The sequence below is a fragment of the Endozoicomonas sp. 4G genome (genome assembly GCF_023822025.1).
GTDB lineage: Bacteria > Pseudomonadota > Gammaproteobacteria > Pseudomonadales > Endozoicomonadaceae > Endozoicomonas_A.
Genome location: NZ_CP082909.1, coordinates 2125360 through 2149433 on the forward strand (window position 1 = coordinate 2125360; position 24074 = coordinate 2149433).

The window sequence follows — 24074 nt, forward strand, 5'->3', positions numbered from 1 at the left end:
ATGTTAAAAAAACGAAGAAAGGTTAAGTTTTGGGTCAATATTCTGAAGAAAAACAGCGGGTTCCAGAACTGTTTACGGCAATAGAATCTGCCACACCTGACACGGTTAAAACTGTTTTGAGATCGTATGCAAGCGGGTCTTATGAATGGTTTGGGGTCTATCCGTTCAGCAAAGCATTTTTGGTCACCCCGGTTGCAGTTTTTAAAAGTTTCAGCGTCGCCAGGATATTTTTATTGCTGGGCGGGGCGAAGCAGCGGGTGGATGTTCTTGAACGATCCCGGCAAATAGCCAACCCGGCCTTTGTAGAGTAATTGCCATTTTTGATTGATGATAACAAACGTCCATAGCGTGTATGAAAAGAGCAAGACACCTATGGCGAAAAGCAGGAGTAATGATTTATGGCTATGAGCGGATTCGACCCCAGATGGCGTGATTTTTCTCACTATATCCTGGGGATCACTCGTGAAATCTGGGAAGAACGGAAGCTGCATACTCTCAAAGATTATTACGCCCCGGATGTGATTGTCCGTTCCCCGAGTTCAATTGTGACGGGTTGTGACAAGGTTATCAGTGCCACTATGTCGACTCTGGCTGAATTTCCTGACAGAACCCTGCTGGGTGAGGATGTCATTTGGAGCGGAACCCCGGAGCAGGGCATGCTTTCCTCCCATCGAATCACCACCACAGCAACACACACTGGCAATGGCATTTACGGAAATGCTACCGGCAAATCATTGAGATATCGGGTGATTGCCGACTGTCATGCAAAGAATAATCAGATTGACGATGAATGGTTGGTACGTGATCAGGGGGATATTGCCAGACAGCTGGGTATGAGTGCCTGTGAATACGCTCGCTGGCAGATTGAATGTGAAGGGGGGCTGGAAAAATGTCTACGACCCTTTACTCCAGATCAGGATGTTGAGGGCCCCTATCAGGGCGTTGGCAATGACAATGAGTGGGGACTGAAGCATGAAGACATACTCAGTCGTATAATGAATGCGGAGTTTTCTGTGATTCCCCAAGCCTATGATCGAGCCTGTATGCTCGAACTTCCCGGTGGGCAACGCACCGTCTCACACAAAGGTGCCGACGACTTTTGGATGCAGTTGCGTTCCGCTTTCCCTGAGGCCCGCTTTACTGTACATCACCGTATCGGTCGACAGGATGACCTGAGACCGCCTCGATCAGCTATCCGTTGGTCTCTGCATGGCAAGCATGAAGGCAGTGGTGCTTTTGGTACAGCCACGGGGGCTGAGGTTCATGTTATGGGGATTACCCATGCTGAGTTTGGCCCCTGGGGCTTGAACAGAGAGTTCACTCTGTTCGACGAAACAGCAGTCTGGAAGCAGATATTGATACATAAGGGTTGACCTCCTTTTTCTGATCATGGCTGTTAAGGGGGCTGGCTGATAGTTGTCAGGCTTCTGCTGAAGAGTCGCTAAAAACGATAATAACAACAAGAGGATAGGGGGCTTCCCCACAATGCACTATGAAAAATCATAACAATAGTCCGGTAGAGACTTTCTACTCCACGCTTTTTTCTTCCCCTGACACGTCACTTAACTATGTCGCCAGTGAGTGGTTGGCCAGCCAGGTAGTATGGTCTGTTGCCCATCCAGTCAATGATCTTGTCGGGCCAGAATCGGCAGTGAGTGATTTTTTAGCACCGCTGAAACAGGCATTACCCGATATTGAACGACGACCGTTGATTATTATTGATGGAGAATATGAAGGTCGTACATGGTTTAACAGTACAGGTTATTTTGTTGGTACCTTCCAGTCCTCTTTATTTGGCATTCCGGCAACGGGCAAAACACTTTTCCTCCGTTATACCGAGATGGTCTGCTTGGAAGAGGGAAAAATCACAGAGTCCTATCTGATTCCCGACTTTATTGATGCCATGAATCAGGCCGGTGTGAATCCATTAAGAAACAGTCTGGGTCATGCTGTTCTGATTCTGCCGCCAATGTCGCTTGATGGGGTGAGTGATGGAGCAAATGAACGTTCTTCCGATCAGGCGGAAAGCAGAAAAAGCCAGAAATTGGTGGAAGATATGCTGGCCTGTCTGGGTCGGTTCGATGGCAAGGATTTGATGACCATGGATCTGGAGAGCTACTGGCATGATGATTTCATGTGGTACGGACCTTCAGGTATTGGGACAACCCGTGGCATCAAAGGATTTAGAAATCATCATCAGGGGCCATTTGTTTTTGCATTTCCGGATCGCAGTGTCGACATCAAACTCAATATTCTGGCCCGGGGTGATTATGTAGCAACCGGTGGTTGGCCTCATATGCATGGTACGCACACAGGGAACAGTGGCTGGCTGGGGCTGGCACCAACAGGCAAGGCCATTGAGCTGAGGGTGATGGATATCTGGCGAAGGGAAGGTGAGCTATTGAAAGAAAACTGGGTAGCCATTGATATTATCCATATGCTCAAACAGCTCGGACTGGATGTCTTCGGGCAGCTCAAGGAGCAGACTGAAGGAGCGGGCTATGTCTGAGTTTGGAACCCTGAACTGGGTCATTCTGGTCGGTTATATTATTCTGACATTGCTGATGGGCGTGCTCGTTGGCAAACGGGTTAGTTCCGCGCAACAGTTTGCCCTGGGCGATCGTAAAATTCCCTGGTGGGCCATTGGCCTGTCTGTCGTCTGTACTTATGTGAGTGCTATGTCCTTTCTGGGCGGGCCTGCATGGTCATACACCGAAGGGCTTTCAGTAGTGGCGATTCACCTGAATTATCCCTTGGTGATTTTTTTCATTGTCTCCGTGTTCATGCCCTTCTTTTATAAGAGTGGGCTGACGTCTATTTATGAGTATCAGGAAAGACGTTTTGGCCCTTCGTCAAGAATGGTTCTGTCTCTGATCTTTTTGTTGCAGCAAGCAATCAGTTCGGCAGCAGTCCTCTATGCTACTGCAATGATCCTGGAGTTCATCATTGGGATTGATGTGGCTTATGCGATCGTGATTGTCACTCTGATTGCCCTGATGTATACCGTAATGGGAGGGATAGCCGCCGTTATCTGGACCGATGTTATCCAGGCAGGCATTCTCTTTATCGGTGCCTTTATTATCATGCAGGCCGTTTGGGGAGATCTGCCAGCTCCTATGACCGATGTTCTGGTCGGCCTGAAAGATCAGGGAATGACCGATGCTTTGAAAACCTCCATGGATCTCAGTGAGGTCACTACGCTCTGGGCCGGCGTTATTGCCATGACCCTGTTTCATACGACGGTTTATGGTGGCAACCAGATGATGGTCCAGCGCTGCATGGCGGCCAAAAGTATGGGCGATGCCAAGAAGTCCATGTTGATGATGGGGTATGTCGCCTTCTTTATTTACTTCCTGTTTATTATGCTGGGTGTGTTGTTCAATGTTTACTATGGTGGGAAGTCATTTGAGAACGGTAACACCATCATACTGGCTTATGCCAGTGAGTACGGCCTGCCAGGTCTGATGGGTATTTTGGCTGCCGCTATCATGGCCGCAAGCATGTCCAGTCTGGATTCTGCTTTTAACTCAATGGCTACTGTTTCTGTGGTCGACTTTTACAAGCGTTACTTCAGGAAAAACGAGTCTGAGCAACACTACCTGAAAGCGTCCCGTATCTTTACGGTTCTCTGGTCTATGCTGGTGATCATTCCTGCGCTGATGTTTGCGACCAGTAATGGCTCTGTTCTGGAAATGCTTAGCAAGGCGGGTTCTTATTTTGTCGGCGCCAGCTTTTGTATGTTTGTGCTGGGCTTTTATTCAAAAAGCATTACTGAAAAAGGTCTGCTCCTGGGTGTTTGCGCCAGCTTCCTCAGCATCTGGTATGTGGCCGTGCAAACCGATATTTCCTGGCCGTGGTATTGTGTGATTGGTGTCGTTGTCAACAGTGTGGTGGCCTGGGTTGCCAGTTTCTTTCTGGGGAACCGTAAAGTTGAAGTTCACCTTTACAGTGTTAAGGGTCAGCAGGCAGAGTTTAAACGTAAAAATTGGCCTGAAAAAGAAAATGGCTGGTATCTGGTGCCGGGCAAAATTGACAAAGCAAGCTATGGTTTGCTGGTGATGTTCGTAGCGTCCCTGGCTTTCCTGTACCTCTTTAACCATCTGATTGGACAGGATGAAGCGCTGATCCTGTTCGGTCGGGCTTGTGCCTATCTGGCAGGGGCAGCTATTTTCATGACATTACTAGGGTTGCGGAATGTGCAGATCAGCGGCAACAGTCATCTGGCTGGCAGTGTTATCAGCGCGTTGATCATGATTATGATGCTCAAAACGCTGGCCTTGTCAGGTAGCTGGTTCTTCGTTGCCGGTGCAGGTATCAGTGTTCTGGCTGTCAAGCTGGTGCAAGGCTTTATCGGTAAAACATCAAGCGAGGTCAAATCAGAAGCGGTGCTATAAAGCTTTTTAGAGAATTGAAAACCGGGAGCATGGCACTCCCGGTTTTTCTTATGAGCGACATGGGTTATATAGTTGAGGATGACGATGCATTTGAAGTGCTTTCCCGCTTAATAACCGAACCCTGCACCATGATATAGTCGCCCGTTATTTCCTGCTCTTCTTTAATGCGTTTCAAAAGGTCGTTTACAGACAGTTCTACCAGATGTCTAACAGGCTGTTGAATAGTCGTCAGCTGATAGGCAGGCCAACTGGACATAGGAATATCATCTACACCCATAACGGCCAGGTCTTTGGGAACACTCAGCCCCCTGGATCTCAAGCCGTCAATGACGCCAAGCGCAATGATATCGTTGGCACAGAAGAGCGCATCAGGCAGGGAAGATTGATTGAGTAACTCCATTGCTGTTTTCATACCCGCATTGAAATCATACTGACTTTGCACAAACAGAGGCGCGGGATAGCCCTGACGATTGAGTGATTCAGAAAAGCCCAACCAGCGCTTTTCACTGGTCAGAGTATTTCTTTCACCACTGATGAACGCCAGTTGCCTGAATCCCTGTTCAGTCAGGTGCCTGGCAGCGAGTTCACCGGCATGATAATTATCCAGACTGATACTGTTAGCGGGCAGATCATCAATAAAACGGTTGAGCAGACACAAGCAGATGCCATAAGTTTCGCACCTTGCCAGTGCGCGACTGGTCAGGCGGCTGGTGGCAATTATGAGGCCATCCACCTGATATTCAATGGCTCGTTGAACGGCCAGCTCCAGATCATCCTGATCAATTGAACAAAGTACTACCTGATAGCCCTGCTGTTGAATATACAGCGAAAGCTCACGAGTCAGGAGGTCGTACATAGGATTGTTTTTATTATCAATGGCGATTGCAATCAATCCGGAACGTTTGGAAATGAGTCCTCTGGCAATGGCATTGGGGGTGTAACCAAGCTTAGTGGCTGCTTCAAGAATCATTTTTCGCTTTTTTTCGCTGATGCTGGCGCTGGGGGTAAAGGCTCTGGAAACCATAGATTGGGATACTCCCAGCATACGGGCCACATCACTTGACGTTACTTTGTTTTTGATATTCTGCTCCTGGCTTGCAAACACGACTGTGACATAGTTTACCTATTAAGCAGTCGTGGGTAAAAGGCAGGATGAGAGCTTGTGTTAATCTTTCAAACTTATCAATGGGACTTTTCAGACGTCAGGGCTTTGAAGTGATCCAGTATTATTTTCTGTTCAGAAGAATAACCGAAAAACTGTACACCTGATTCCTGCCAGTGAGGTATATCTGAATGGTTGCCAAGAAACATGCCTACGGGCTTACTGTACTGTCGACCGGCTGAACAGATTTTGAGGCTGGCTTCTGTCACCGACTGGGCTGTCAGGGAATGTTCACCATAAGCGACAGCAAGATCTACCTGACCAATAAACAGGGCATCAACACCCTCTGTAGCAGCAATGCTGTCTACATTATCAACGCCTTCAGGATCTTCAATTTGTACAATAACCGTCGTATTAGTACGACTTTGTCTTAAATGATCGGGTATGCATCTGGTCGTGTAGCCGGCAACCCTGGTAGAACCTGCATAGCCACGTCCGCCATGACCATAGTGACAGCTTTTAACAATATTGCGAGCTTGCTCAGGGCTACAAACATGGGGCACCAGAACACCGTCAGCACCACTGTCCAAGGCATTCAGCAAGCTGCTGGGTTGATCGTTCTGTACACGAACGAGACAGGGCAGGTTTGCTGCGCGGGCGGCTAGAATACACAGGTCGAGAGATTGACGATCAAAGGGTGCATGTTCAGCATCCAGAATAATAAAATCCAGCCCTGTCAGTGCCAGCACTTCAACAATATGAGGGTGGGGGGTTTTGACAAAGGTCCCCAGGCAACCGGGATTTGTGATCAGTTCTTTCAGGTTTTTCAAAATGCTTATCCTTTGGTCAGGTGGCCTTCCCTTGCCACCTTGAATCATGAGTTGTCAGAGGTTTCTTTGTTTACGGCTGTCGCCAGCCAAGTGGTCAGCATTCGACCTATCCGTTCAGGGTGCTCCATCGTAGATAAATGACCACAGTGACTGATCTGCAAAAAAGTAACCTGTTCCAGTCGTTCGGCCATCAGGCTGTGATTGCTGACCGGGCAAAGCGCATCCTCCCGGCTACAGATCACCAGCGTGGGGACTTTAATTTTTGCCAGCGTTGGAATTGAGTCCGGTCTTTCCGCCAAAGCTTGCGCGTGCTTTATAAAAGCCTGTTCACTCACGCTTTCAGCCATTTCGCAGATGGTTTGTTTCAGCCTTTCATCAATCTGACGGTCAGGATGAATGAGAACAGGAAAAATGTTCTCCGGTGTAATATTGGAAAACTCACCGGCTTGTGCCCTGGCCACCAAGAGGTTGCGCTTCTGACTGACTTCAGGCTTTTCATCGGCGGCATTGGTGTTCATCAGAATCAGGCCTTTTACCCGTTGGGGCGCTTGTCTGAACAGTTCAAATGCCAGTATTCCACCCATGGAAAGACCGGCCAGAATAAACGTCTCCGGTGCATCCTTCAAAATCTGGGCCGCCATTTTTGCCATAGAGTTCTCAGCGGGTAACACCGGACACACGTTGTATGTATCGTCAGGTAACCAAGGGTAGAGTGGAGAGAAAAGACGCTCATCGCACAGTAAACCGGGTAACCAGAGAATGGGTGTTTTATCCAAGTTTAAGATCCTTTTTTCCAGATTGAAGCTCTGGTTTGACAGGTTGATCACTGCTCAGGATGCTGTAAACGAGGCTCTCCCCACGCTGATTTTCAAGACTGATAGCAGTACCTTCAGGGATGCTGAAAACATCACCAGGCGTCATCAGGATCTGCCCCTGTTCTAAGCCATTGTTAACCTTTACCAGTGTGTCTCCTGAATAGTTGATCAGAACTTGTTTTTCTTTCCTGCTATGTGTTGGTAAGCCTGCCCGGTTGTTTAGTTCATAGGCGAAAATGCTGACCTTGTCTTCGCTTTTTACCTGGAAATCATCCTGTGCCAGCGGGCTTCCGGTGAGCGCATACTCCTGGTAATCAGGGTTCTCGTTCAGGCTATTAAATGAAGACACGACAGGGCGATAGTTGGATTTAGCCACTACGAAAGGCTGCATCTGCTCAACGCTGTATTGATCAAAGTTTTCCATTTCTTCGTCTGTCAGCTTTGGCATTAACTCTGAGCTTTCAGGAACCGGGTCACCTGCCAGTGTGTCAACCAGAGAGCCATCGGATTTCAGATAAAGGCCGTGCCCTTCACTCTGGCTTAGCACTTCAGGGTGCCAGACCACGCCACCACCAGAGTCGTCTCCGCCCAGAACAGAGAACATAAAACCATAATCTCTGCCCACTACCTCAAAACCACGGAACAGGTTGGTAGGGATCGAGATGACATCACCCGGGCTCAGAACCGTATCGTACTGACCTTCGTTGCCCCAGTAAAAACGGAACTCACCTTTGAAAATAATAAAAAGTTCAGCGCTGTTGTGTGAGTGTAATGAGTTTTTAATACCAGGGGGCTGGCCAGCGGCACCAATATTAAAACCGGCAGTCTCACGGATGTGAACGTGTTGTTTGCTATTCTCGGCAACACCAGCGCCAATAATACAAAAGTTGTCTTTTAAGTGACTGCCGGGGGTTCTGGCATCAATAAACGCGCTGGTGCCTGGAATTAACTCCATGTAGCGCACCAGGCTGTTGTTCAGTGTTTTCTGAAAAGTCATAGCATTTCCGTTTTATTTTTTTGTAATCAGGCATTGAAGATAACTTCTACACCTGATCATTCTTATTTCACTTAAATGCCCAGTGGTCGGCCGCCGTCTACTGCCAGAGTTGTACCGGTAGAGAAGGTCATTTGTTCTGCGGCGTAAAACACAGCGCTGGCGACCTCATCCGCTCTGGCGAGACGACCCAGTGGCGTGATCTGCTCCTGTTTATTTCGCCATTGTGGATCAATGCCTTTGACAAATTCGGTATCCACCAGACCCGGTGCTATCGCTAATACCCGGATCGCAGGAGAGAGCGCCCTGGCGAGTGAGCGGGTCATATTTTCAGCCGCAGCTTTGCTGGCACAGTAGGCAATATTACTGCCCATGGCGGTTTGTGCGGCAATCGAGGTAATGTTAATCACACATCCCCGGGCTTCAACAAGCAACGGTTTAAAGGCTCGCACCATTGCAAAAGGGGCCCGGACATTGACTCTGAAGATGTTGTCGAACAGTTCATCATCAAGGGCGTCAAGGTCTCGGTGTTCTACAAAGCGTGTAGTCCCGGCACAGTTCACCAGAAGATCAAGACGACCATGTTCTTCAGTAAGTTGTTTTGCCAGCTCATTGATCTGATGGCTGTTGCTGATATCGAGCGCAAAGGCTTGATGACCTTCAGCCGGCAGACTTTCAAGCGTTGCCTGTGCCGCTGCGGCATTGCTGTTATAGGTTAAAAAAACCTGATAGTTTTCGACTGCCAGCTTCTGGCAGATAGCGGCTCCCAGTCCGCCACTGCCGCCGGTGACAAGGGCTCTTTTTTTGATCATAGCTGACCTTCGTCTTCCAGTTTCTGATAACGGCGTACACGAATATCCGCCTGTTCTTTGTGTCCTGAAAAACCTTCCAGGGCACAGAGTCTGGAGCAGTATTCACCGACTATCAGTGAAGCTTTCGGAGTGACGCGTTGGTAAGTACAGGTTTTAATAAATTTACCTACCCAGAGTCCACCCGTGTAGCGGGCTGCTTTTTTAGTGGGCAGGGTGTGGTTAGTGCCAATGCACTTGTCGCCATAGGAGACATTGGTTTCCCGGCCCAGGAACAGGGCTCCGTAATTGGTCATGTTTTCGAGGAAGTAATCAGGCTCTCTGGTCATTACCTGGACGTGTTCTGAGGCAATGTCGTCTGCTATTGCCAGCATTTCTTCATAGCTGTCAGCAACAATGACCTGGCCGTAATCTTCCCAGGCTTTTCCTGCCACTTCGGCGGTAGGGAGAGTGGTCAATTGTCGTTGAACTTCTCCGATGGTGGCTTCAGCGAAGTGAACCGAATTTGTCAGGAGTATCGCTGGAGAGTTATAGCCATGTTCTGCCTGACCCAGTAAATCAGCAGCAGCCAGTTCAGGGTCACAACCTTCTTCATCGGCAATCACCAGTGTTTCAGTGGGGCCTGCAAACAGATCAATGCCAACACGACCGAATAGCTGACGTTTAGCTTCGGCAACAAAGGCGTTTCCGGGGCCGACTATCATATCAACAGGTTCAATCGACTCAGTGCCAAGTGCCATTGCACCTACAGCCTGAACTCCGCCCACGCAGTAAATTTCGTCGGCACCCGCCATAGCCATGGCTGCTACAACGGCTGGGCTAGGTTGACCGTTAAAGGGGGGAGCGCAGGCAATAACTCTTTTTACGCCAGCGACTTTAGCCGTCAGGACACTCATATGGGCTGACGCGACCAGAGGGTATTTTCCACCCGGAATATAGCAGCCGACACTGTTCATTGGGATGTTCTTATGACCCAGAATGACACCGGGCATGGTTTCCACCTCAACATCCTGCAGAGCATCTTTCTGAATCTGGGCAAAGTTTTTTACTTGTTTTTGGGCCCATTCAATATCGGTACGTTCCTGGTTGCTCAGACTGTCAATACAAGCCTGGATCTCGGACTCGCTGAGTCGAAAGCTTTCCGGAGACCAGTTGTCGAACTGTTCGGAGAGTGCTCTGACAGCAGAATCCCCCCTGGATTTAATGTCTGACAGAATGCCTTCAACGGTCGTGCGAACCTTAGCATCGTTGGAGGCTGAAACTTCTTCAGTGATGCCGCTCTTCAGGTATCGAGCCATGATGATCTCCATTTTGCATACGAAAGCAGGGTCTTTACCAACTCGCAGATAATTTACCCTGAGTTATTATTTGTATAATTTTGCATACGAATGCATTAGAGAGTAAATAATGTATTTTGGAAATGCAACAGGGATGTGTTTATATCCGGCTTTCACAGTCGATGGAGATATTTGAGCTCTGGATGAAGTCCTGCTAAGGCTGAGAAGTCACTATTGCATTTTGAATAGCTTCAGATTCTGATAACCCGGAACGGTTCGCCAGACACATCAGGCTCTGGTCGCTGAGGGCCTGAAAATTTAGAAACATAGCCTTTGCATAACAGGCTTGTGCAACAACAGGATAAGATTGCGCCTGAGCGCAATCTATCCTTATTCGTTATGCGCCACACCTGTCAAAGTACCGCTCATACACATTAAGATAGTTACTGCCTATTTGAAGAGAAGTGATATCCTCGAAATTTAATACCTCAAGCTCTTCAAGCCATCTACCGACTCCAGTAAAGTACCTCATAGAAACGGATTCATTATCAAGCGACTCTATTGTTCCGATTGTAAATCCTGGTGACTCTAACTCTTCCTCTTCTATTATGAAATATTTATGAGTTTCCATCGCACTCTCTATGAACTCTTTCCAAGAGCTTAGATTGTAATCAACATCAAAATTTACCTTTTCAAAAACACCTTCATCCTTAAGGAGCTGAGTCTGGAATTTATCCGTCTCAGAAACCTCTAACAAGGTAATGTCGCCTTTTCTTAAAACCATAAGGCCATCCAGTTTGAAATCATAAACATAGCTGATAAGAATCAATTGTTCAGATTCCCTTAAAACGAAACCTTGGATCTTATTTGGATCCAATTCTTCTCGTTTAATACTTACTAGTTCACGTCGCATTTAACTCACTCCTATTAAGCCTTTCTCACCAAGCTCATCAATCATTTTGTTGTGCCCTTACATCAATGTCGAACAGTTTATCATACTCATCGTTGACTAGATCAGATGCTGTATCGATGATCTCTGTTTTGAGCATTTTTAGAGAGTTATCAGCAAGGTCTGTAAGAGACCCATTATTCACAAAGTGCCCTGATACCTTATCAAAATCAATCCACATATTCTTATTAATAACAGATGATGTTTCGCTTAGGTTTATTCTTGAAAGTTCATTAGCATAAATATGATTGTTGATAGCTGATAAAATATATGGAGAATGAGTAGTCAAAACAAATTTTGTTTTCATTGAAGCATGAAGAAAGCTAATTAGTTCAACCACCTCTTTCTGAGCTACTGGAAACAAATGTGCTTCAGGCTCTTCAATAAAAATTTGAACCTTTACTTTTTCGAGAACAACTAAGAAGAGTGAAAGTAGTATCCAGATTGATTCTTGCTGACCAGATGATGCAAAATTTATCTTTGTATATGAGTTCTTACTGATATATAGTTTACCCCCATCTTTATCATGAATATATTCACCTTTTAATATTCTCTTTATGATGTTTGCAACCTTCCTGGTTGCAGAGAACCAAATTTCTCCCTCTCCCAATAATTGTTTTTCTCTGATTATGTCATCAAGACTTTTTCCAAAGAAAGATTTTGTATTATTAATGCGTTCGATAAAACTCCTCATCGGATAGTCGAGTTGATGTGGATGTATATACTGCAACTGATCAGATAAAGTTGATAGCAAACTTCTGCCGGCAGGAATAAATAATAGTTCTTCATCAAAGTTAAATAATTCTTTTGATGTATTTATTAATCTGTTTACTTTTTCACTATCGCTTATTTCATTTGCAATAGCTGATGCACTGTTAAAAAGATTGGATGACTCCTTATCTCTTGAAATACCACTTTTTAAAGAAGAATAGCTTTCTATTAAACTATTCTCGATTTTATCTGAAATTATTGGCTCAATATATCTATGCCTTGCTGAATCTAATTGTATTTCAATAAATACGTCTTCACTATATTGGTATTTTAATTTTAAGTCACTACCTTGAGGTGTAGGCCCCCAGAATTCAATAAATCTCTTCCTTATCAATTTAGAGAAATCTCTTGATAGATATTTAGTATTCTTTTTTTCTGTTGAATTTAATAAAAATTTGACATATTCATCTCTAATATGAAGAAAGAAGAAAAAAAGCTTACTTACTGTACTTTTTCCTGATGATTGAGGACCTATTAATATTACGAGTTCATCTAGTGTGGCATCACAATGCCTTAAAGGCCCAAAGTTATGTATTTCAAGTTTGTGCATGAATAAGTCCTATTAAATTATAAAGTTTGGTTTCTTTAAGAAAATGCAAAACTCTGTATTCTAGTTGATATTAACTCATTTGTATGCGTGACATCTAATGAGTCTATAGAAAAAACCAAAAACAAAGCCTTAAAACTTGCGGCTCCTGTTATTAGCGAGTGCTGATCTTCAGGCTTCCTACCTCAATCTTACCCTTGTGAATCGGGCTTAAGCGCCCCCGATACGCTTTGCAGAGACGCTACCGCCCGGAGATGAGGTCATAGTTCCAGTCAGAACTGACAGAGCATGGTTCTCGATAGCTCAAAATAGAATTTTCAACTGTATAGAGTACTGAAAATCGGGAGGTATGTATGTAGTAATAGAGTGCACTGCAAGTTGGCGTTTGTGTGTCGTGTAATGGAAAAATAATCGGGTTGAGCGGCAGGAAAGCGTGAGTGCCTGAAATCATTAGACCGAAAGGTAAGCGAGCTCATCTCCCGCGAATTGGAGCATGGGAGGAAGAGCGTGGTGGCAAGCTATATTGGTAGCAGTCGATAAGTTTATAGTGACATGTGGAGGGCATGATGTGGAGGGCATAATGAAAGTTATCTTCAATGTTTTCAGGATTATGACGGCCTGTTTGATTCTGGTCTCTTTTAACAGTGTCTCAAGTCCAATAACACACGTCAGTGAGCCACCTTATGGTCACTGGTGGTTACTCAATCCACAAGCCTCGCAGCCAAACCTGATCGCAGGCGGGTTGATGGTGTGTAAACAAGATGAAAAAGCATCCTGTGGCGATGAAGAGGTCATGCTGGTACTGCTTGAGCGGAATACCGGGCATGGCTGTACTGACTATGTGGGGACAGGCAAAGTAAAGCAGAACCCTGATAGCAGACAATGGCAGATTTTTATTGATGAGGACGGTAAGCCTGCTCTTTGGGCTACAGCGACCAAAACTGGCAATAACCTGGTACTCAAACTTTCAGGCAGCAATAAAGAGCTGAACCTGAAACGGGCGAATCCTGAAGATATCGACAAAAACGCTGAAAATGCCTGTGATCAAAGCCTTAAAGATTATTTGAATTCAAACCGTAGCAGTCGTTGAGAGGACTGGTACTCTGTTCTTCTGCCACAGGTTCTATAACATCATTGCACAGGCTGCACCGGGTGAAAGGCTTAAACTGATTTTCGAGTTGTATCTGAAAAGGCACAAACAGACCCACCTGCCTGCCGACCAGAGACACGGGAAACCCAAGCAACCCAAAAGAAAAGCGTGTGACCGGCCGCCATCTAACAAGAAAAGAAAGAAGGGTGATAAAGAATAGAAACCTCCGACCTCTTTCCAGATTTTGACTAACCTGATTTACCAATAATCAATTCAACGACTGGGAACTCAGGCTTTGCTATCCAAGAAACCATTGATTTTGACCTTGGCCGTTATTTTTTCTATTCATTGCTCTAATGGCCGCGCCCAGGAAAACAGGTTGCCTTTGCTCTGGCTGTTGACAAGGCGCTTATCAACACCCCGAAGTGATATGGCAAGAGTCCTCCAGACACTATTTACACAACCTCTGATAAGCCATTACCTGCATTTTTGTCGCCCGTGAAATATGCCACTTCACGACAACAACATGATACTTTACATCAGCTGGTGCAGGAGCTGGTGGCGTTAAAGCTGGAGCAATACTTTTTGAAACCAGTCGTGTATTGTGGCGTTTTAACTCATTTATCGAACTACCGCCTATGACTTCGATTGCGATCTTTGGTGCCACTGGCTTAACCGGCAGTCACCTGGTTCAACAGGCCATTGACGACAGCAGTATTAACCAGATCGTGGTTTTTACTCGTCGCCCGCTACCGCTCAAGCACCCAAAACTCATTGAAAAAATAGTGAATTTTGCTGACTTGACCGAACATCATCGTGATTTAGCAGTAGATACCGTGTATTGCTGCTTAGGTACCACGATTAAAAAAGCTGGCAGTAAAGCCAAATTTCGCCATATTGATATCGACCTGGTTGAGCAAGTCGGGCAAGCTGCTAAGCAGGCGGGAGCGAAGCAGTTTGTCGTGATCAGCAGCCAGGGTGCAAGCGAAAAGTCGTGGTTCTTTTACAGCCGCAGTAAAGCCGAAATGGAAAATAAACTCAGCGCACTCTTTCACAACAGCGGCTGCCAGCTGATTATTTGTCAGCCCAGCTTACTGCTTGGGGAGCGTAATGAGAGTAGATCAGCCGAAGATTTCGGGATAAAAATGAACCATTATTTATCCTGGTGCTGGCGCGGCAGATTAAAAAATTACCAACCCATTTTTGCTTCTGATTTAGCTGGCGCTATGTTAAGTCTGGCCAAAGCCTGTAAAGTACCGCGCATGATAGTGAACAATCGCAATTTGCATCAGGTGGTTGCGACCGCTAACCAAAGTCACCATGGAAAAGGGCGATGACGGTGTTTTTCATGATAGCTGTCCCGAAAAAGATAGCTGTCCCGAAAAAGATAGATCAGACCTATGGCTACGGGGTAGATTTCATCCAGAGAGCACTGGCAGAGAGCAGTGGGCTTGTGTCGTCTGAACCGGATGTTCTGGATGACGCGCTGGCTGTTTAAAGCCCGACCACCTGATACCGGGAGGCAGGCAGGAGATTCAGTAATTTTTTTTAAAAGGTATTTGTTTTGAATAATATTCAGGCAACAATCTAACGATTCTTACTGAGTCTGAAGGGTAAAACATTCTAGCAGCATCGAAAGAATGGAAAAACATATGGCATATTCCATACTTGCTGATATATTGATCACCTCCTATATAGGTTTTTTTCATAATTAACCTGATATCCGTAATCCACCATTCCAATCGCTAATAAATTGATTGGTAGGTATGAGTATAAAAATTATTGCCGATAAACTTTCGGTAATAGACACTGCACGGTTTCATCTTCCATTGATTCTCAAGCTATGGATGCATTCAGTCCATAACCAATCCGATGCATGATAACAAGGTAGACCATCAGGGCAGTCACGTTTTTCCATGGCTCTTTGTGGTAACCGGCGACTAATCTGGTTTTGTGCCCAATGTTTATGGCTTTATTGACGACCGTGAATGGTTTCAGGTGCAGTTTTAGTACGCTCAGGGATGACAAGGGGTGGAGGTCTGACTAAAAATCCTGCAGGATTTTTTATTTTGACTATTCTAGTTGAATTGTTTTTAAGAATGCAGAGAAAGCAATGACCATACAGCAGGCCTTTAAGGTACTTTTGTTTTCAGTTTTTTTGTTTATTTCTCAGCATGGGCTGGCAAACGACACCTACAAACTTGAAGAATTTCGTCAGTATTATAAAAAAAACTGGAAGCCCGCTTCAAAAGAACAACAAAAAGACGCAGACAATTCCTCCAAGAACCCATTTGAAAATATTCGTATTGGCTTTTTCAGACTAAATCTAACGACTGATGATGTATATGGAGATGATCGGCTGGAAACCCTTAATGACTTTCTGTTCGATGAGCAAGACCTTAGATATATGTCAAACTTTTTCTCTAATTACGTGAACATAGGGAACCCTCATTATCGGCACGTGCGTATTCAGAGAATGTTGAGATTGATGTTTCGTATATTCACTGTAAATGTGGCCACGAAAACCAGAGAGATAGATCGAATAAGAATGAATGCAATGGCAAGAAGACTCTTCAAACAATTGTTTGAGTCTCCAACCATCGATGGCAGGGCTAACCCTCTTTATAACTATTTCACTATAACTACGGCAGCAATCCGACCTGATTATGACAATGCAAATGATCTTTTTGCCCTGATATTTCTTGCTTTTCTTAGCCCCCATGCTCTTTCCATGGAAAGATTTGAACTGTACTTTGCTCAGGTGCACCAACATTTTACCCGAAACAGCTACCATCAAGCGGTATCCAATTCTCTGATGTCTGGTAATATCAGCGAATATCACTCTCCGCAAGGCTTTGCCAATCAGCTTAACGCAGCAAATCTGGACAGTAAAACGGCTCTTTTGATTGCTTTATGGGCAATGGGAAGAGCTTCTCACTTTTACATCGAAGTAGGACGAGCTTGGCCAAAATCACTGGAAGAATTGCTGCAAAGATATTTGCAAAGTGGCTTTCTGGGCATGAGCTACCTGTTTATGGCAATCAACGACGTCAGCAAAATACTTTCTATGCCCGCGGCCCTGGAAAGCCTTGAAAGCACGGAAGAGTTTATGCTCTTAATTCTGGGTATTGACGTCGCATCCTTGCCTGTATTAGTGGAGGATGATAGGCCAGATTCCCATGGAGCAGTGGTACCAGATGATAACAGCGGGGTGTCAGAAGGAGCAGTGGGAGGAGCCACAGAAGAAACCCGAAAATGTTTGAGTTGCACGGGGCCACTGAATGATAAAACTCAATCAGAAAACGGTACACGCTCTGTTGTTTGCAGTGTCTGTATTGAGAGCGTTAAAAGTCTCAGAGTTGAGAGCGCCCGGATTGTCAATCAGAGACCCAAGGCGCACAAGTGTAAATATAAGGGCTGCAATTATAGCGCTGACCGGGCGGACCATCTGAAAAAGCACAAAAAGACCCACCTGCCTGCTGAGCGGAGACCCAACAAAAGACCCAAAAGGAAATCGTGCGACCAGCCGCCATCTAACAAGAACAGAAAGATGATTGATAAAGCATCACCCGCTTCCCAGTCCTCTAAAGAGTGAGCGTTCAAGCGGGGGGGGGGAGAAATACCAACCCTCAGCCTTTCACATTCACGACCTGCCGCAGTGTAAACACGACCTCAACCAGATCGTTTTGCAGGCTCATTACTTTATCGATATTTTTGTAAGCGGCGGGAATTTCATCCAGTACGCGTTTGTCTTTTCTGCACTCTATACCCAACGTCTGATCTTCAAGATCACGGACAGAGAAGGCTTTTCTGGCAGCAGTACGGGACATGATTCGTCCTGCACCATGAGCGCAGCTGCAAAAGGATTCGGGGTTGCCTTTGCCACGAATAATGTAGGACTTGGCTCCCATAGAGCCGGGAATAATACCCAGTTCGTCGTTTCTGGCCCGGATGGCTCCTTTACGTGTCACCCAGACTTGCTGACCATCATGGAACTCCTGCTCCACAAAGTTGTGATGACAGTTAATGGCTTCATTGACGACAGTGAACGGTTTCAGGTGCAGTTGCAGTACACTGAGAATGTTGTTCATCATGTGTTCCCGGTTCAGCAGGGCGTAGTTTTGTGCCCATGCCACGGCTTCGACATAGTCATCAAAATAGTCTGAACCTTCTTTCAGATAACCGAGATCTCTGTCGGGCAGATGAATCTGCTGCCTTTCCATGTCTTTTCGAGCCAGCTGAATAAAGTACTGACCGATCTGGTTGCCGATGCCCCGGCTTCCGGAATGCAGCATTACCCAGACGTTGTCGTGTTCATCCAGGCACAGCTCAATAAAGTGGTTACCAGAACCCAGGCTGCCCATCTGACGAACAAATTTATCCGGTTTCCCTCTATGGATGATATCTGGATGCTTTTCCAGAATACGTTGTAAGCTGAGGGCGACCGATGAATCTCCGGCTATTTGCGCTTCTTTATGCTGACCACCTGCCCCCAGGGGAATAGCTTTTTCAATACCACGGCGAATAGCCAGAAGGTTATCCGGCAGATCAGAGGCTTTCAGTGATAACTGAATCGCATTCATTCCACAGCCTATATCGACGCCGACGGCGGCGGGAATAATGGCCTCAGTGGTAGCAATAACAGACCCCACGGTTGCGCCTTTGCCCACATGGATATCAGGCATGCCAGCCACATGTTTGTGAATAAAGGGCAAGCTGGCGACCTGACGCATCTGCTCAAGTTCTTTTGGGCCGACTTCGTCTGTCCAAATCTTTACCGGCTTTTGGGTTTGAGTTCCTTCTAATAAAGTAATCACTGGCATATTAGTTGTACCTCTCTCGTAAAGTTTTTTATCTTGGTTCGGACAGATAACACTCAGTGTTGGACAATAGCTTGGAAAGCATGTCAGACATCCGAGCGGCTGTCATTAATGAGCTGGTTGAATTCTTTCCGGCTCATATCAAGGGTGTATTTACCATGCAGACCGCTAATGTCGACTTTCCGACTTTTTGCGAGAGTCAGTGTGATATCCCCATGATCACTGACGCTAACATTGATTCCAGTTTCCTGAGTGACACCCAGCTTGGCCCGAGTGCTTGCGGGAATCGTAACCGGTCTATGCTGGTTGGTTCGTAAGGTTTGCATACTGTTATCAGTCTATTAATTTCTAACAAGATATATTAGACCTATTTCTTTTCCAACGGGGTAAATCGAACTAGTGCAACCAAGCCTTGATATCCATACAGCCCCCTCGTTCATCCTGAGCGGAGTCGAAGGATGTGGACTCCGCACCAACAATAGAGAATGCGCAACAGGTTTTTTCACTCTGGCAGATCATGCCTGATACGGATGAGGCTTTCACATGGCAGAATAACTTCAGTAGCCCAGGGTAATAGTCGTAGAGTAATATCCTCCTCGTGACATACTTTCACAAAACTCTGACTTCCAGTCTTCAATCAGTTTGTGGGGGTCACTACGCACCCATAGGCGAGGTGGGTTGTTATTGGCGGTCTTGTACCATCTTATTTTTGCCTCATGTCCCTCAGCATCAAGGACAATGAAATCAAACCAGGACTGATGCCAGGCGCAGTAAAAAAATGACGAAGAATAGTATATATGCGTTATAGCCCCCGGCGAAATCCGCGTTCTAAGCCCATTGAAACCAATATTGTCCATAGGATTATTATCCATGCAATGACCGTTATCCGAGTGCCAGACCTTGTAGCTGTTATCCGTATTGCTTTTAAAACGTAAATCAGCGGTTTTTGCCTGTGCAGCCATGCTAACTGTCAGAGCAGCAATCAACACAGCGCAACAAAAGTATTTTTTCTGTGTCATGGGATTGGATCCAGAGAACAAGTCACTCAAGACAAGTTAGCATACAGTCCTGCAGAAGTATGAATGATTCTCACTGTCACAAATAGCTTGAAGTGCACCTGTCTAATAGATGGAAATAAATAAACTATGATATAGTTACTGTAATAATTATTACGGTAACATTTTATGAGATTTTACAACCGGGAAGATGAACTCGAACGGCTCCAACAATGGAGTGAACAAGCCTCTAAAGGAACTGCCTATTTGACGACCGTGGTAGGAAGGCGCCGGGTAGGTAAAACAGCACTGTTAAATAAAACCTTTCCCCAGGGCAGCACTTTGGGAGCCTCCATTTATCTGTTTGTCTCCAGAAAACAAGAGTCATTGCTGTGTGAGGAGTTTATAGAGCAAATCAGAACGGTTTTAAATATTCCCGTATTTGGTCAGCCCACACGCCTTAGGGAGGTTATGGAAATCCTGTTGCAGTTCAGCATCACTACGCCTGTTACGGTCATACTGGATGAGTTTCAGGATATTCAGCGGGTCAACAAGGCATTTTTTTCTGAACTTCAGGATTTGTGGGACCGGTACAGAGAACAAAGCCGTATGCATCTGATCTGTTGTGGCTCCTTGTACAGCCTTATGACCCGGTTGTTTCAGGATGGACATGAACCCTTGTTTGGTCGAGCCGATCATCGTATTCATCTTCAGCCATTGTCATGCCGTTATATTGCTCAGATGCTTAATGACCAGCAGGCATTTACATCTGAAAAATTATTGCAGTGGTACATGCTCAGTGGCGGCGTTCCAAAATACCTGGAGTGGCTGTTCAGCCTTGATTCGACAGCCGATTTTTGGCCGCAGCTTGTAAACGAGCACAGTCTTCTGATTGAAGAAGGGCATTATCGTCTGGCCGAAGAGTTTGGGCCTGAACATAGTACCTATTTTTCCATATTGGCTGCGATCGCTTCCGGTAGCACGAGCAGGCCTGATATTGAGTCTTTGCTTGGCATTTCCGTAGGGCCACAGCTTGATCGTCTGGAAAAGGAGTTTGATATTATTCGCCGAATCCGATCAGTGTTGTCTAAGCCAGGAACGAGGTTAGTTAAGTATCGCATTGCCGATGCGTTCCTGGCCTTCTGGTTTCGCTTTATTTACAAGTACCGTAGCGCAGTAGAGATAGGGAACTTTCCGTTTATCCATAAAGTCATTGAGCGAGATTACCCAACCTGGAGTGGTCATTGGCTGGAAGAAATTTTCAGGGAAGTCATTGCCGAAACGGGCGAATACAACATCGTGGGCAGTTATTGGGACAGAGGAAACCAGAATGAAATTGACCTTGTTGCTATCAATGAGCTGGATAAAAAGGCCCTGATTGCTGAAATTAAGCGTAACCCGAAAAATATCCGCAAAACCCATTTGCAGGAGAAATCAGCGAAGCTGGTTCAGCAACTCAGAGGATATGAAATTGAGTACAGGGGCTTTTCTCTGGACGACCTGGCTGATTATTTAAGAACTAACTGAGGCTAACCCAGTATCAGATCTTAATGATGTATATATCCATCAAAAAAACAATAAACATGCTATAGTGATGAAAATATTCATCATTACTTTGTCAGTAACACCATGTTGGAAGAACTCGGCGAGCTGATCCGTACTCAGCGCAAACAGAAAAAGTGGAGTCAGCAACAGCTGGCCCAACTGTCAGGCCTGGACAGAACCACGATCGGAGCAATCGAAAGGGATGACTATTCCGATATTGGCATCAGAAAGGTTCAGCGAATCCTTGAAGTGCTGGGGCTTACTTTATCCGTTAAACCCTATGGCCTTCCTGACCTGGATGAACTGAAAGGGATGAAATAATGGCTGATATCGATGTTTATACCGCACAGACATTTACTGGCCGTCTGACCCGAAGTGGTTCAAAGCATGTTTTTACCTACAATCAGGGCGCGAATGAGGCCTTATCCCTGACCATGCCGATGCGAATTGAAAGCTACAGTTACGAAGATTTGCACCCGGTTTTCCAGATGAACCTCCCGGAAGGGCATCTGCGTGAGACGATCGAACGGTACACGGCAAAACAATACGGCAGCGACGATTTGTCCATGCTGGCTATTCTCGGCCAAAATCATATCGGACGTCTGGGTTATACATTGTCCGGTCAGTCAATGCCTGAGCACAGTGATAACGCCCCCGACTTGCAATCACTACTGGCGAGTGACGACGCACAGTTGTTTGATCATCTGCTCAGTCGTTTTGCCCTGCGGTCAGCAGTGGCCGGTGTGCAGCCGAAAGTACTAGTGGAGACGATAGCGTCCAAAGATGCGTTTGACCGGATCACTTTTCCTTCTCACTCTTACATTGTCAAAAGCTGGGGCAATGAATTTCCCGAGTTGGCCTGTAATGAATTCATCTGTCTGACACTGTGCCAGAAGGCCGGTTTGAACGTAGCGCCTTTTTACATCAGCGACAATGGACGTCTGCTGATTACTCGGCGATTTGACGTTACACCGGAAGGTATCCCGCTGGGGTTTGAAGATTTATGCGTACTGCAGGGAAGGACAACACGGGAAAAGTACGACGCCAGTGTTGAGTCCTGTGTGCGTACCATTAAACAATTTCTTTCACCTGAATTGCAGGCAAGGGCATTAGCCGATTTTTTCAAACTGCTGTTAGTCAATGTATTGGTTCGTAATGGTGATGCTCATCTAAAGAACATGGGGGTTTTGTATGACCATCTTGAGGGTCATCAACCCGGAGTAATACCAGCGGTTACCCGTTCACTGGCACCGGTATTCGATGTGGTCAGTACCACACCCTATATACCCAATGACACCATGGCGCTGACACTCGGTGGCTCAAAACGCTGGCCAAAATGGAAGATGCTGCAGAAATTCGCCAGAACGCAATGCGGTCTGAACACCAGTGAGATCAATCGCATTCTTGAAGAGGTGGAACTGGCGGCACAGGCCACACTGCCTCTTGTTGCAGAGCTTTCAGAGAAACATTCAGGGTTCCGGGAAATTGGTGATCAACTCTCAACGCTGTTGACTCAAAAACTCAATGCAGTTTGAGAATCGGGTGTTTTCTGCGTTTGTGTCTCAACAGGTCATGGTTTCGTGTAGTTGAGTAGGAGCAACCTTCATATTGGCACTTAAAGGGTTTCACTGTTTCATGGGTGAGCATGTGTTTTCTCATATAACGCTCAATGTGGGTTGAGTGGTAGCATCCAGCAAATGTGCATTGAAAGACTTTATTCTTGTTATGAGTGCGTTCGTGTGCTCTCAGGTTGTCGATTCGAGTGGCTGAGAAGGTGCAGTTTTCATGTTCGCATTTAAATTGCTTCACTCCCTTGTGGGCAAGTATGTGTGTTTGCATGTGGCATTTCCGGTTGGATTGGTAGGAGCAAGGGTAATAGTGGCATTTATAGCGCTTCACATCGCTGTGAGTGAGTTCGTGTGCTTTCAGACTGTCCCCTCTATTGGTTACGTACCCGCAGCCCTGAAAGGAGCATATAAAGCTTTGTTTCTTACCATCAGAGAGCTTTTGTTTTTTTACAGGAGGCTTGGACCCAGGGTTCTGACTGGAAGGTTTTTGACTCAATACTGCCTGCTTAGCGGCAACATTTTCGTATAAAGGTATATATGCCAGGATATTTTTTATAGTAAATGGAAAGTGTTTTTCGTCAAATATATGGCGTGTTTCCGGTTGACTTAAGCGTTGATGATTTCGTTTGAGAGTTGCCCTTGTATTGTCTTGTTCTGGATGATGGGAACCTGCAACGTTCTTACTGCCGGGCGTTGAAGAAGATGAGCCAGAACCCTGATCTTTATTTTCTCCGGTACAGGAGAGCATCTTTGAGAAAATATCCTGACAAGGCTCTGGGTGTGCTGTTGAACAGAGTTCGAAATCAACGTCTGACAGATAAACCGTAGAACCAGACACCCTCTCGTAAGCACCCTCACGGATACGTTGTAATTCCTTTTTATTCCGCTTTAATTCTGTTGCTGATATCCCCTCGGTTTTTTCAAGATGCCAGTAAGTTTGACCGCCTGCTGTGGTTCGGGTGATTTTTAGCATGGACTCTCTGCGGGAGCTGTTTTTAAGAATCTCGTCACGTCGTCGGGTCTGCTGTGCGAAAAAAGACCTGAAATTATGCTGGTCGTACTCTGGAAATGTCAGCCGGGGTTCCAGAGAGTACTGCATATAGACCGTTTGCTGAGCATAGCTCTTCAGGTATCGAGACTGCTCGATGTTGAGCGTGACACTGGTTATGTGCTGATCCAGGCCAAAACACTGCCAGGCGGTGTTCGTGTCAGGGTCGGGTATGCGTTGACACCTGGTATGGTCACCAGACGAGGGTTCAGCCCCGCTGATGATCAGCGCGTAATCCGACAGAACATGAACAAAGCGACCATGGCTCAGTGGAAGCATGATGTTTCTCTCTGGATCAACCTGTTTCAGATTAGAAAAAAATGACTGCCAGGTATGTTGACCGATAGCCATCAGACCAAGCACTGATAAGGATACAGGCAGGGCAGGGGGCTTTCCTATGGGGGCGTATTCAGGTACCAGGCCAGAAGGGTCGGAAGAGATGGCCATAAGCGGAGTAATAGAAAACAGGAAAAACAATAGGGTGGTTGATAAAAATTTCAATGGTTCTGCCCTTAAGCAC

General features: G+C 46.0%; 26 protein-coding genes. 14 read left to right on the forward strand and 12 right to left on the reverse strand.

What is annotated here, in order from left to right; genetic code table 11:
- The first annotated feature begins 29 nt into the window (after positions 1 to 29).
- The 4 genes from K7B67_RS08260 (at position 30) to K7B67_RS08275 (ending at position 4394) form a co-directional block, all read left to right on the forward strand.
- On the forward strand, positions 30 to 311 hold the full coding sequence (locus K7B67_RS08260) for a hypothetical protein (protein ID WP_252179872.1): 282 nt from the start codon (positions 30 to 32) through the stop codon (positions 309 to 311).
- An 87-nt stretch (positions 312 to 398) separates the two neighbouring features.
- Positions 399 to 1373 (forward strand): nuclear transport factor 2 family protein, encoded by a 975-nt coding sequence (locus K7B67_RS08265; protein ID WP_252179873.1) that lies wholly within the window; start codon positions 399 to 401, stop codon positions 1371 to 1373.
- Positions 1374 to 1492: 119 nt separating this feature from the next.
- Positions 1493 to 2509, forward strand: coding sequence for an ester cyclase (locus K7B67_RS08270; RefSeq protein WP_252179874.1), 1017 nt, complete (start codon positions 1493 to 1495; stop codon positions 2507 to 2509).
- Positions 2502 to 4394, forward strand: coding sequence for a sodium/solute symporter (locus K7B67_RS08275; protein ID WP_252179875.1), 1893 nt, complete (start codon positions 2502 to 2504; stop codon positions 4392 to 4394). Before K7B67_RS08270 ends, K7B67_RS08275 begins: the two co-directional genes overlap by 8 nt.
- Before the next feature lie 64 nt (positions 4395 to 4458).
- Here the strand turns inward: K7B67_RS08275 and K7B67_RS08280 are convergent, their stop codons facing one another.
- The 8 genes from K7B67_RS08280 to K7B67_RS08315 form a co-directional block, all read right to left on the reverse strand.
- On the reverse strand, positions 4459 to 5439 hold the full coding sequence (locus K7B67_RS08280) for a substrate-binding domain-containing protein (protein WP_256484803.1): 981 nt from the start codon (positions 5437 to 5439) through the stop codon (positions 4459 to 4461).
- Positions 5440 to 5576: 137 nt separating this feature from the next.
- Complete coding sequence (locus tag K7B67_RS08285; protein ID WP_252179877.1) at positions 5577 to 6326, reverse strand: aldolase/citrate lyase family protein; 750 nt, start codon at positions 6324 to 6326, stop codon at positions 5577 to 5579.
- 44 nt (positions 6327 to 6370) lie between these two features.
- Entirely contained in the window at positions 6371 to 7102 is a 732-nt protein-coding gene (locus K7B67_RS08290; protein WP_252179878.1) for an alpha/beta hydrolase, read from the reverse strand.
- Complete coding sequence (locus tag K7B67_RS08295) at positions 7095 to 8138, reverse strand: cupin domain-containing protein (protein ID WP_252179879.1); 1044 nt, start codon at positions 8136 to 8138, stop codon at positions 7095 to 7097. Before K7B67_RS08295 ends, K7B67_RS08290 begins: the two co-directional genes overlap by 8 nt.
- Positions 8139 to 8209: 71 nt before the next feature.
- Entirely contained in the window at positions 8210 to 8947 is a 738-nt protein-coding gene (locus K7B67_RS08300; protein WP_252179880.1) for an SDR family oxidoreductase, read from the reverse strand.
- Positions 8944 to 10242: a histidinol dehydrogenase gene (gene hisD, locus K7B67_RS08305; protein WP_252179881.1), complete on the reverse strand. Its 1299-nt coding sequence runs from the start codon at positions 10240 to 10242 to the stop codon at positions 8944 to 8946. The genes K7B67_RS08300 and hisD overlap by 4 nt, the downstream gene beginning before the upstream one ends.
- 376 nt (positions 10243 to 10618) lie before the next feature.
- The gene (locus K7B67_RS08310) at positions 10619 to 11134 is read right to left on the reverse strand and encodes a hypothetical protein (RefSeq protein ID WP_252179882.1); all 516 of its coding nucleotides are present in this window, start codon (positions 11132 to 11134) and stop codon (positions 10619 to 10621) included.
- Between the two features lie 37 nt (positions 11135 to 11171).
- Positions 11172 to 12491: an AAA family ATPase gene (locus tag K7B67_RS08315; RefSeq protein ID WP_252179883.1), complete on the reverse strand. Its 1320-nt coding sequence runs from the start codon at positions 12489 to 12491 to the stop codon at positions 11172 to 11174.
- 577 nt (positions 12492 to 13068) lie between these two features.
- Between K7B67_RS08315 and K7B67_RS08320 the strand changes: the two genes are divergently transcribed.
- The 5 genes from K7B67_RS08320 (at position 13069) to K7B67_RS08335 (ending at position 15076) form a co-directional block, all read left to right on the forward strand.
- On the forward strand, positions 13069 to 13578 hold the full coding sequence (locus tag K7B67_RS08320; protein ID WP_252179884.1) for a hypothetical protein: 510 nt from the start codon (positions 13069 to 13071) through the stop codon (positions 13576 to 13578).
- 88 nt (positions 13579 to 13666) lie between these two features.
- Positions 13667 to 13798 (forward strand): hypothetical protein, encoded by a 132-nt coding sequence (locus K7B67_RS23850; RefSeq protein WP_256484807.1) that lies wholly within the window; start codon positions 13667 to 13669, stop codon positions 13796 to 13798.
- 75 nt (positions 13799 to 13873) lie between these two features.
- Positions 13874 to 14080, forward strand: coding sequence for a hypothetical protein (locus tag K7B67_RS08325; RefSeq protein ID WP_252179885.1), 207 nt, complete (start codon positions 13874 to 13876; stop codon positions 14078 to 14080).
- Positions 14081 to 14216: 136 nt separating this feature from the next.
- Positions 14217 to 14915 (forward strand): NAD(P)H-binding protein, encoded by a 699-nt coding sequence (locus tag K7B67_RS08330; RefSeq protein ID WP_252179886.1) that lies wholly within the window; start codon positions 14217 to 14219, stop codon positions 14913 to 14915.
- 11 nt (positions 14916 to 14926) lie between these two features.
- Positions 14927 to 15076: a hypothetical protein gene (locus K7B67_RS08335; protein ID WP_252179887.1), complete on the forward strand. Its 150-nt coding sequence runs from the start codon at positions 14927 to 14929 to the stop codon at positions 15074 to 15076.
- 338 nt (positions 15077 to 15414) lie between these two features.
- Here K7B67_RS08335 and K7B67_RS08340 read toward each other — a convergent pair whose 3' ends face one another.
- Complete coding sequence (locus K7B67_RS08340; RefSeq protein ID WP_252179888.1) at positions 15415 to 15606, reverse strand: hypothetical protein; 192 nt, start codon at positions 15604 to 15606, stop codon at positions 15415 to 15417.
- A gap of 85 nt (positions 15607 to 15691) precedes the next feature.
- Here K7B67_RS08340 and K7B67_RS08345 point away from each other — a divergent pair, with 85 nt between their 5' ends.
- A complete protein-coding gene (locus K7B67_RS08345) occupies positions 15692 to 17173 on the forward strand; it encodes a hypothetical protein (RefSeq protein WP_252179889.1) in 1482 nt (493 codons plus the stop codon).
- Positions 17174 to 17207: 34 nt separating this feature from the next.
- Here the strand turns inward: K7B67_RS08345 and K7B67_RS08350 are convergent, their stop codons facing one another.
- Positions 17208 to 18401, reverse strand: coding sequence for an RtcB family protein (locus K7B67_RS08350; RefSeq protein WP_252179890.1), 1194 nt, complete (start codon positions 18399 to 18401; stop codon positions 17208 to 17210).
- A gap of 80 nt (positions 18402 to 18481) precedes the next feature.
- Between K7B67_RS08350 and K7B67_RS08355 the strand changes: the two genes are divergently transcribed.
- Positions 18482 to 18715 carry a hypothetical protein gene (locus tag K7B67_RS08355; protein ID WP_252179891.1) on the forward strand — a complete coding sequence of 78 codons (234 nt, stop codon included), beginning with the start codon at positions 18482 to 18484 and terminating at the stop codon, positions 18713 to 18715.
- Positions 18716 to 18955: 240 nt separating this feature from the next.
- On the opposite strand, the gene K7B67_RS08360 is transcribed toward K7B67_RS08355, so the two are convergent.
- Positions 18956 to 19417, reverse strand: a complete 462-nt coding sequence (locus K7B67_RS08360; RefSeq protein WP_252179892.1) for a hypothetical protein — start codon at positions 19415 to 19417, stop codon at positions 18956 to 18958.
- A gap of 165 nt (positions 19418 to 19582) precedes the next feature.
- Here K7B67_RS08360 and K7B67_RS08365 point away from each other — a divergent pair, with 165 nt between their 5' ends.
- The 3 genes from K7B67_RS08365 (at position 19583) to K7B67_RS08375 (ending at position 22473) form a co-directional block, all read left to right on the forward strand.
- A complete protein-coding gene (locus tag K7B67_RS08365) occupies positions 19583 to 20920 on the forward strand; it encodes an ATP-binding protein (protein WP_252179893.1) in 1338 nt (445 codons plus the stop codon).
- Positions 20921 to 21022: 102 nt separating this feature from the next.
- On the forward strand, positions 21023 to 21259 hold the full coding sequence (locus K7B67_RS08370; protein ID WP_252179894.1) for a helix-turn-helix transcriptional regulator: 237 nt from the start codon (positions 21023 to 21025) through the stop codon (positions 21257 to 21259).
- Positions 21259 to 22473: a type II toxin-antitoxin system HipA family toxin gene (locus K7B67_RS08375; RefSeq protein WP_252179895.1), complete on the forward strand. Its 1215-nt coding sequence runs from the start codon at positions 21259 to 21261 to the stop codon at positions 22471 to 22473. Before K7B67_RS08370 ends, K7B67_RS08375 begins: the two co-directional genes overlap by 1 nt.
- Here the strand turns inward: K7B67_RS08375 and K7B67_RS08380 are convergent.
- Complete coding sequence (locus K7B67_RS08380) at positions 22460 to 24055, reverse strand: hypothetical protein (RefSeq protein WP_252179896.1); 1596 nt, start codon at positions 24053 to 24055, stop codon at positions 22460 to 22462. The two genes, K7B67_RS08375 and K7B67_RS08380, sit on opposite strands and share 14 nt — an antisense overlap.
- Positions 24056 to 24074: the final 19 nt, after the last annotated feature.

Excerpts from the sequence above, each read along its gene's own strand:
- K7B67_RS08265 (WP_252179873.1), top strand. The coding sequence starts at position 399 with ATGGCTATGAGCGGATTCGACCCCAGATGGCGTGATTTTTCTCACTAT.
- K7B67_RS08270 (WP_252179874.1), top strand. The coding sequence starts at position 1,493 with ATGAAAAATCATAACAATAGTCCGGTAGAGACTTTCTACTCCACGCTT.
- K7B67_RS08275 (WP_252179875.1), top strand. The coding sequence starts at position 2,502 with ATGTCTGAGTTTGGAACCCTGAACTGGGTCATTCTGGTCGGTTATATT.
- K7B67_RS08280 (WP_256484803.1), bottom strand. The coding sequence starts at position 5,439 with ATGCTGGGAGTATCCCAATCTATGGTTTCCAGAGCCTTTACCCCCAGC.
- K7B67_RS08295 (WP_252179879.1), bottom strand. The coding sequence starts at position 8,138 with ATGACTTTTCAGAAAACACTGAACAACAGCCTGGTGCGCTACATGGAG.
- K7B67_RS08300 (WP_252179880.1), bottom strand. The coding sequence starts at position 8,947 with ATGATCAAAAAAAGAGCCCTTGTCACCGGCGGCAGTGGCGGACTGGGA.
- hisD (WP_252179881.1), bottom strand. The coding sequence starts at position 10,242 with ATGGCTCGATACCTGAAGAGCGGCATCACTGAAGAAGTTTCAGCCTCC.
- K7B67_RS08310 (WP_252179882.1), bottom strand. The coding sequence starts at position 11,134 with ATGCGACGTGAACTAGTAAGTATTAAACGAGAAGAATTGGATCCAAAT.
- K7B67_RS08315 (WP_252179883.1), bottom strand. The coding sequence starts at position 12,491 with ATGCACAAACTTGAAATACATAACTTTGGGCCTTTAAGGCATTGTGAT.
- K7B67_RS08320 (WP_252179884.1), top strand. The coding sequence starts at position 13,069 with ATGAAAGTTATCTTCAATGTTTTCAGGATTATGACGGCCTGTTTGATT.
- K7B67_RS08330 (WP_252179886.1), top strand. The coding sequence starts at position 14,217 with ATGACTTCGATTGCGATCTTTGGTGCCACTGGCTTAACCGGCAGTCAC.
- K7B67_RS08335 (WP_252179887.1), top strand. The coding sequence starts at position 14,927 with ATGATAGCTGTCCCGAAAAAGATAGCTGTCCCGAAAAAGATAGATCAG.
- K7B67_RS08345 (WP_252179889.1), top strand. The coding sequence starts at position 15,692 with ATGACCATACAGCAGGCCTTTAAGGTACTTTTGTTTTCAGTTTTTTTG.
- K7B67_RS08350 (WP_252179890.1), bottom strand. The coding sequence starts at position 18,401 with ATGCCAGTGATTACTTTATTAGAAGGAACTCAAACCCAAAAGCCGGTA.
- K7B67_RS08355 (WP_252179891.1), top strand. The coding sequence starts at position 18,482 with ATGTCAGACATCCGAGCGGCTGTCATTAATGAGCTGGTTGAATTCTTT.
- K7B67_RS08360 (WP_252179892.1), bottom strand. The coding sequence starts at position 19,417 with ATGACACAGAAAAAATACTTTTGTTGCGCTGTGTTGATTGCTGCTCTG.
- K7B67_RS08365 (WP_252179893.1), top strand. The coding sequence starts at position 19,583 with ATGAGATTTTACAACCGGGAAGATGAACTCGAACGGCTCCAACAATGG.
- K7B67_RS08370 (WP_252179894.1), top strand. The coding sequence starts at position 21,023 with ATGTTGGAAGAACTCGGCGAGCTGATCCGTACTCAGCGCAAACAGAAA.
- K7B67_RS08375 (WP_252179895.1), top strand. The coding sequence starts at position 21,259 with ATGGCTGATATCGATGTTTATACCGCACAGACATTTACTGGCCGTCTG.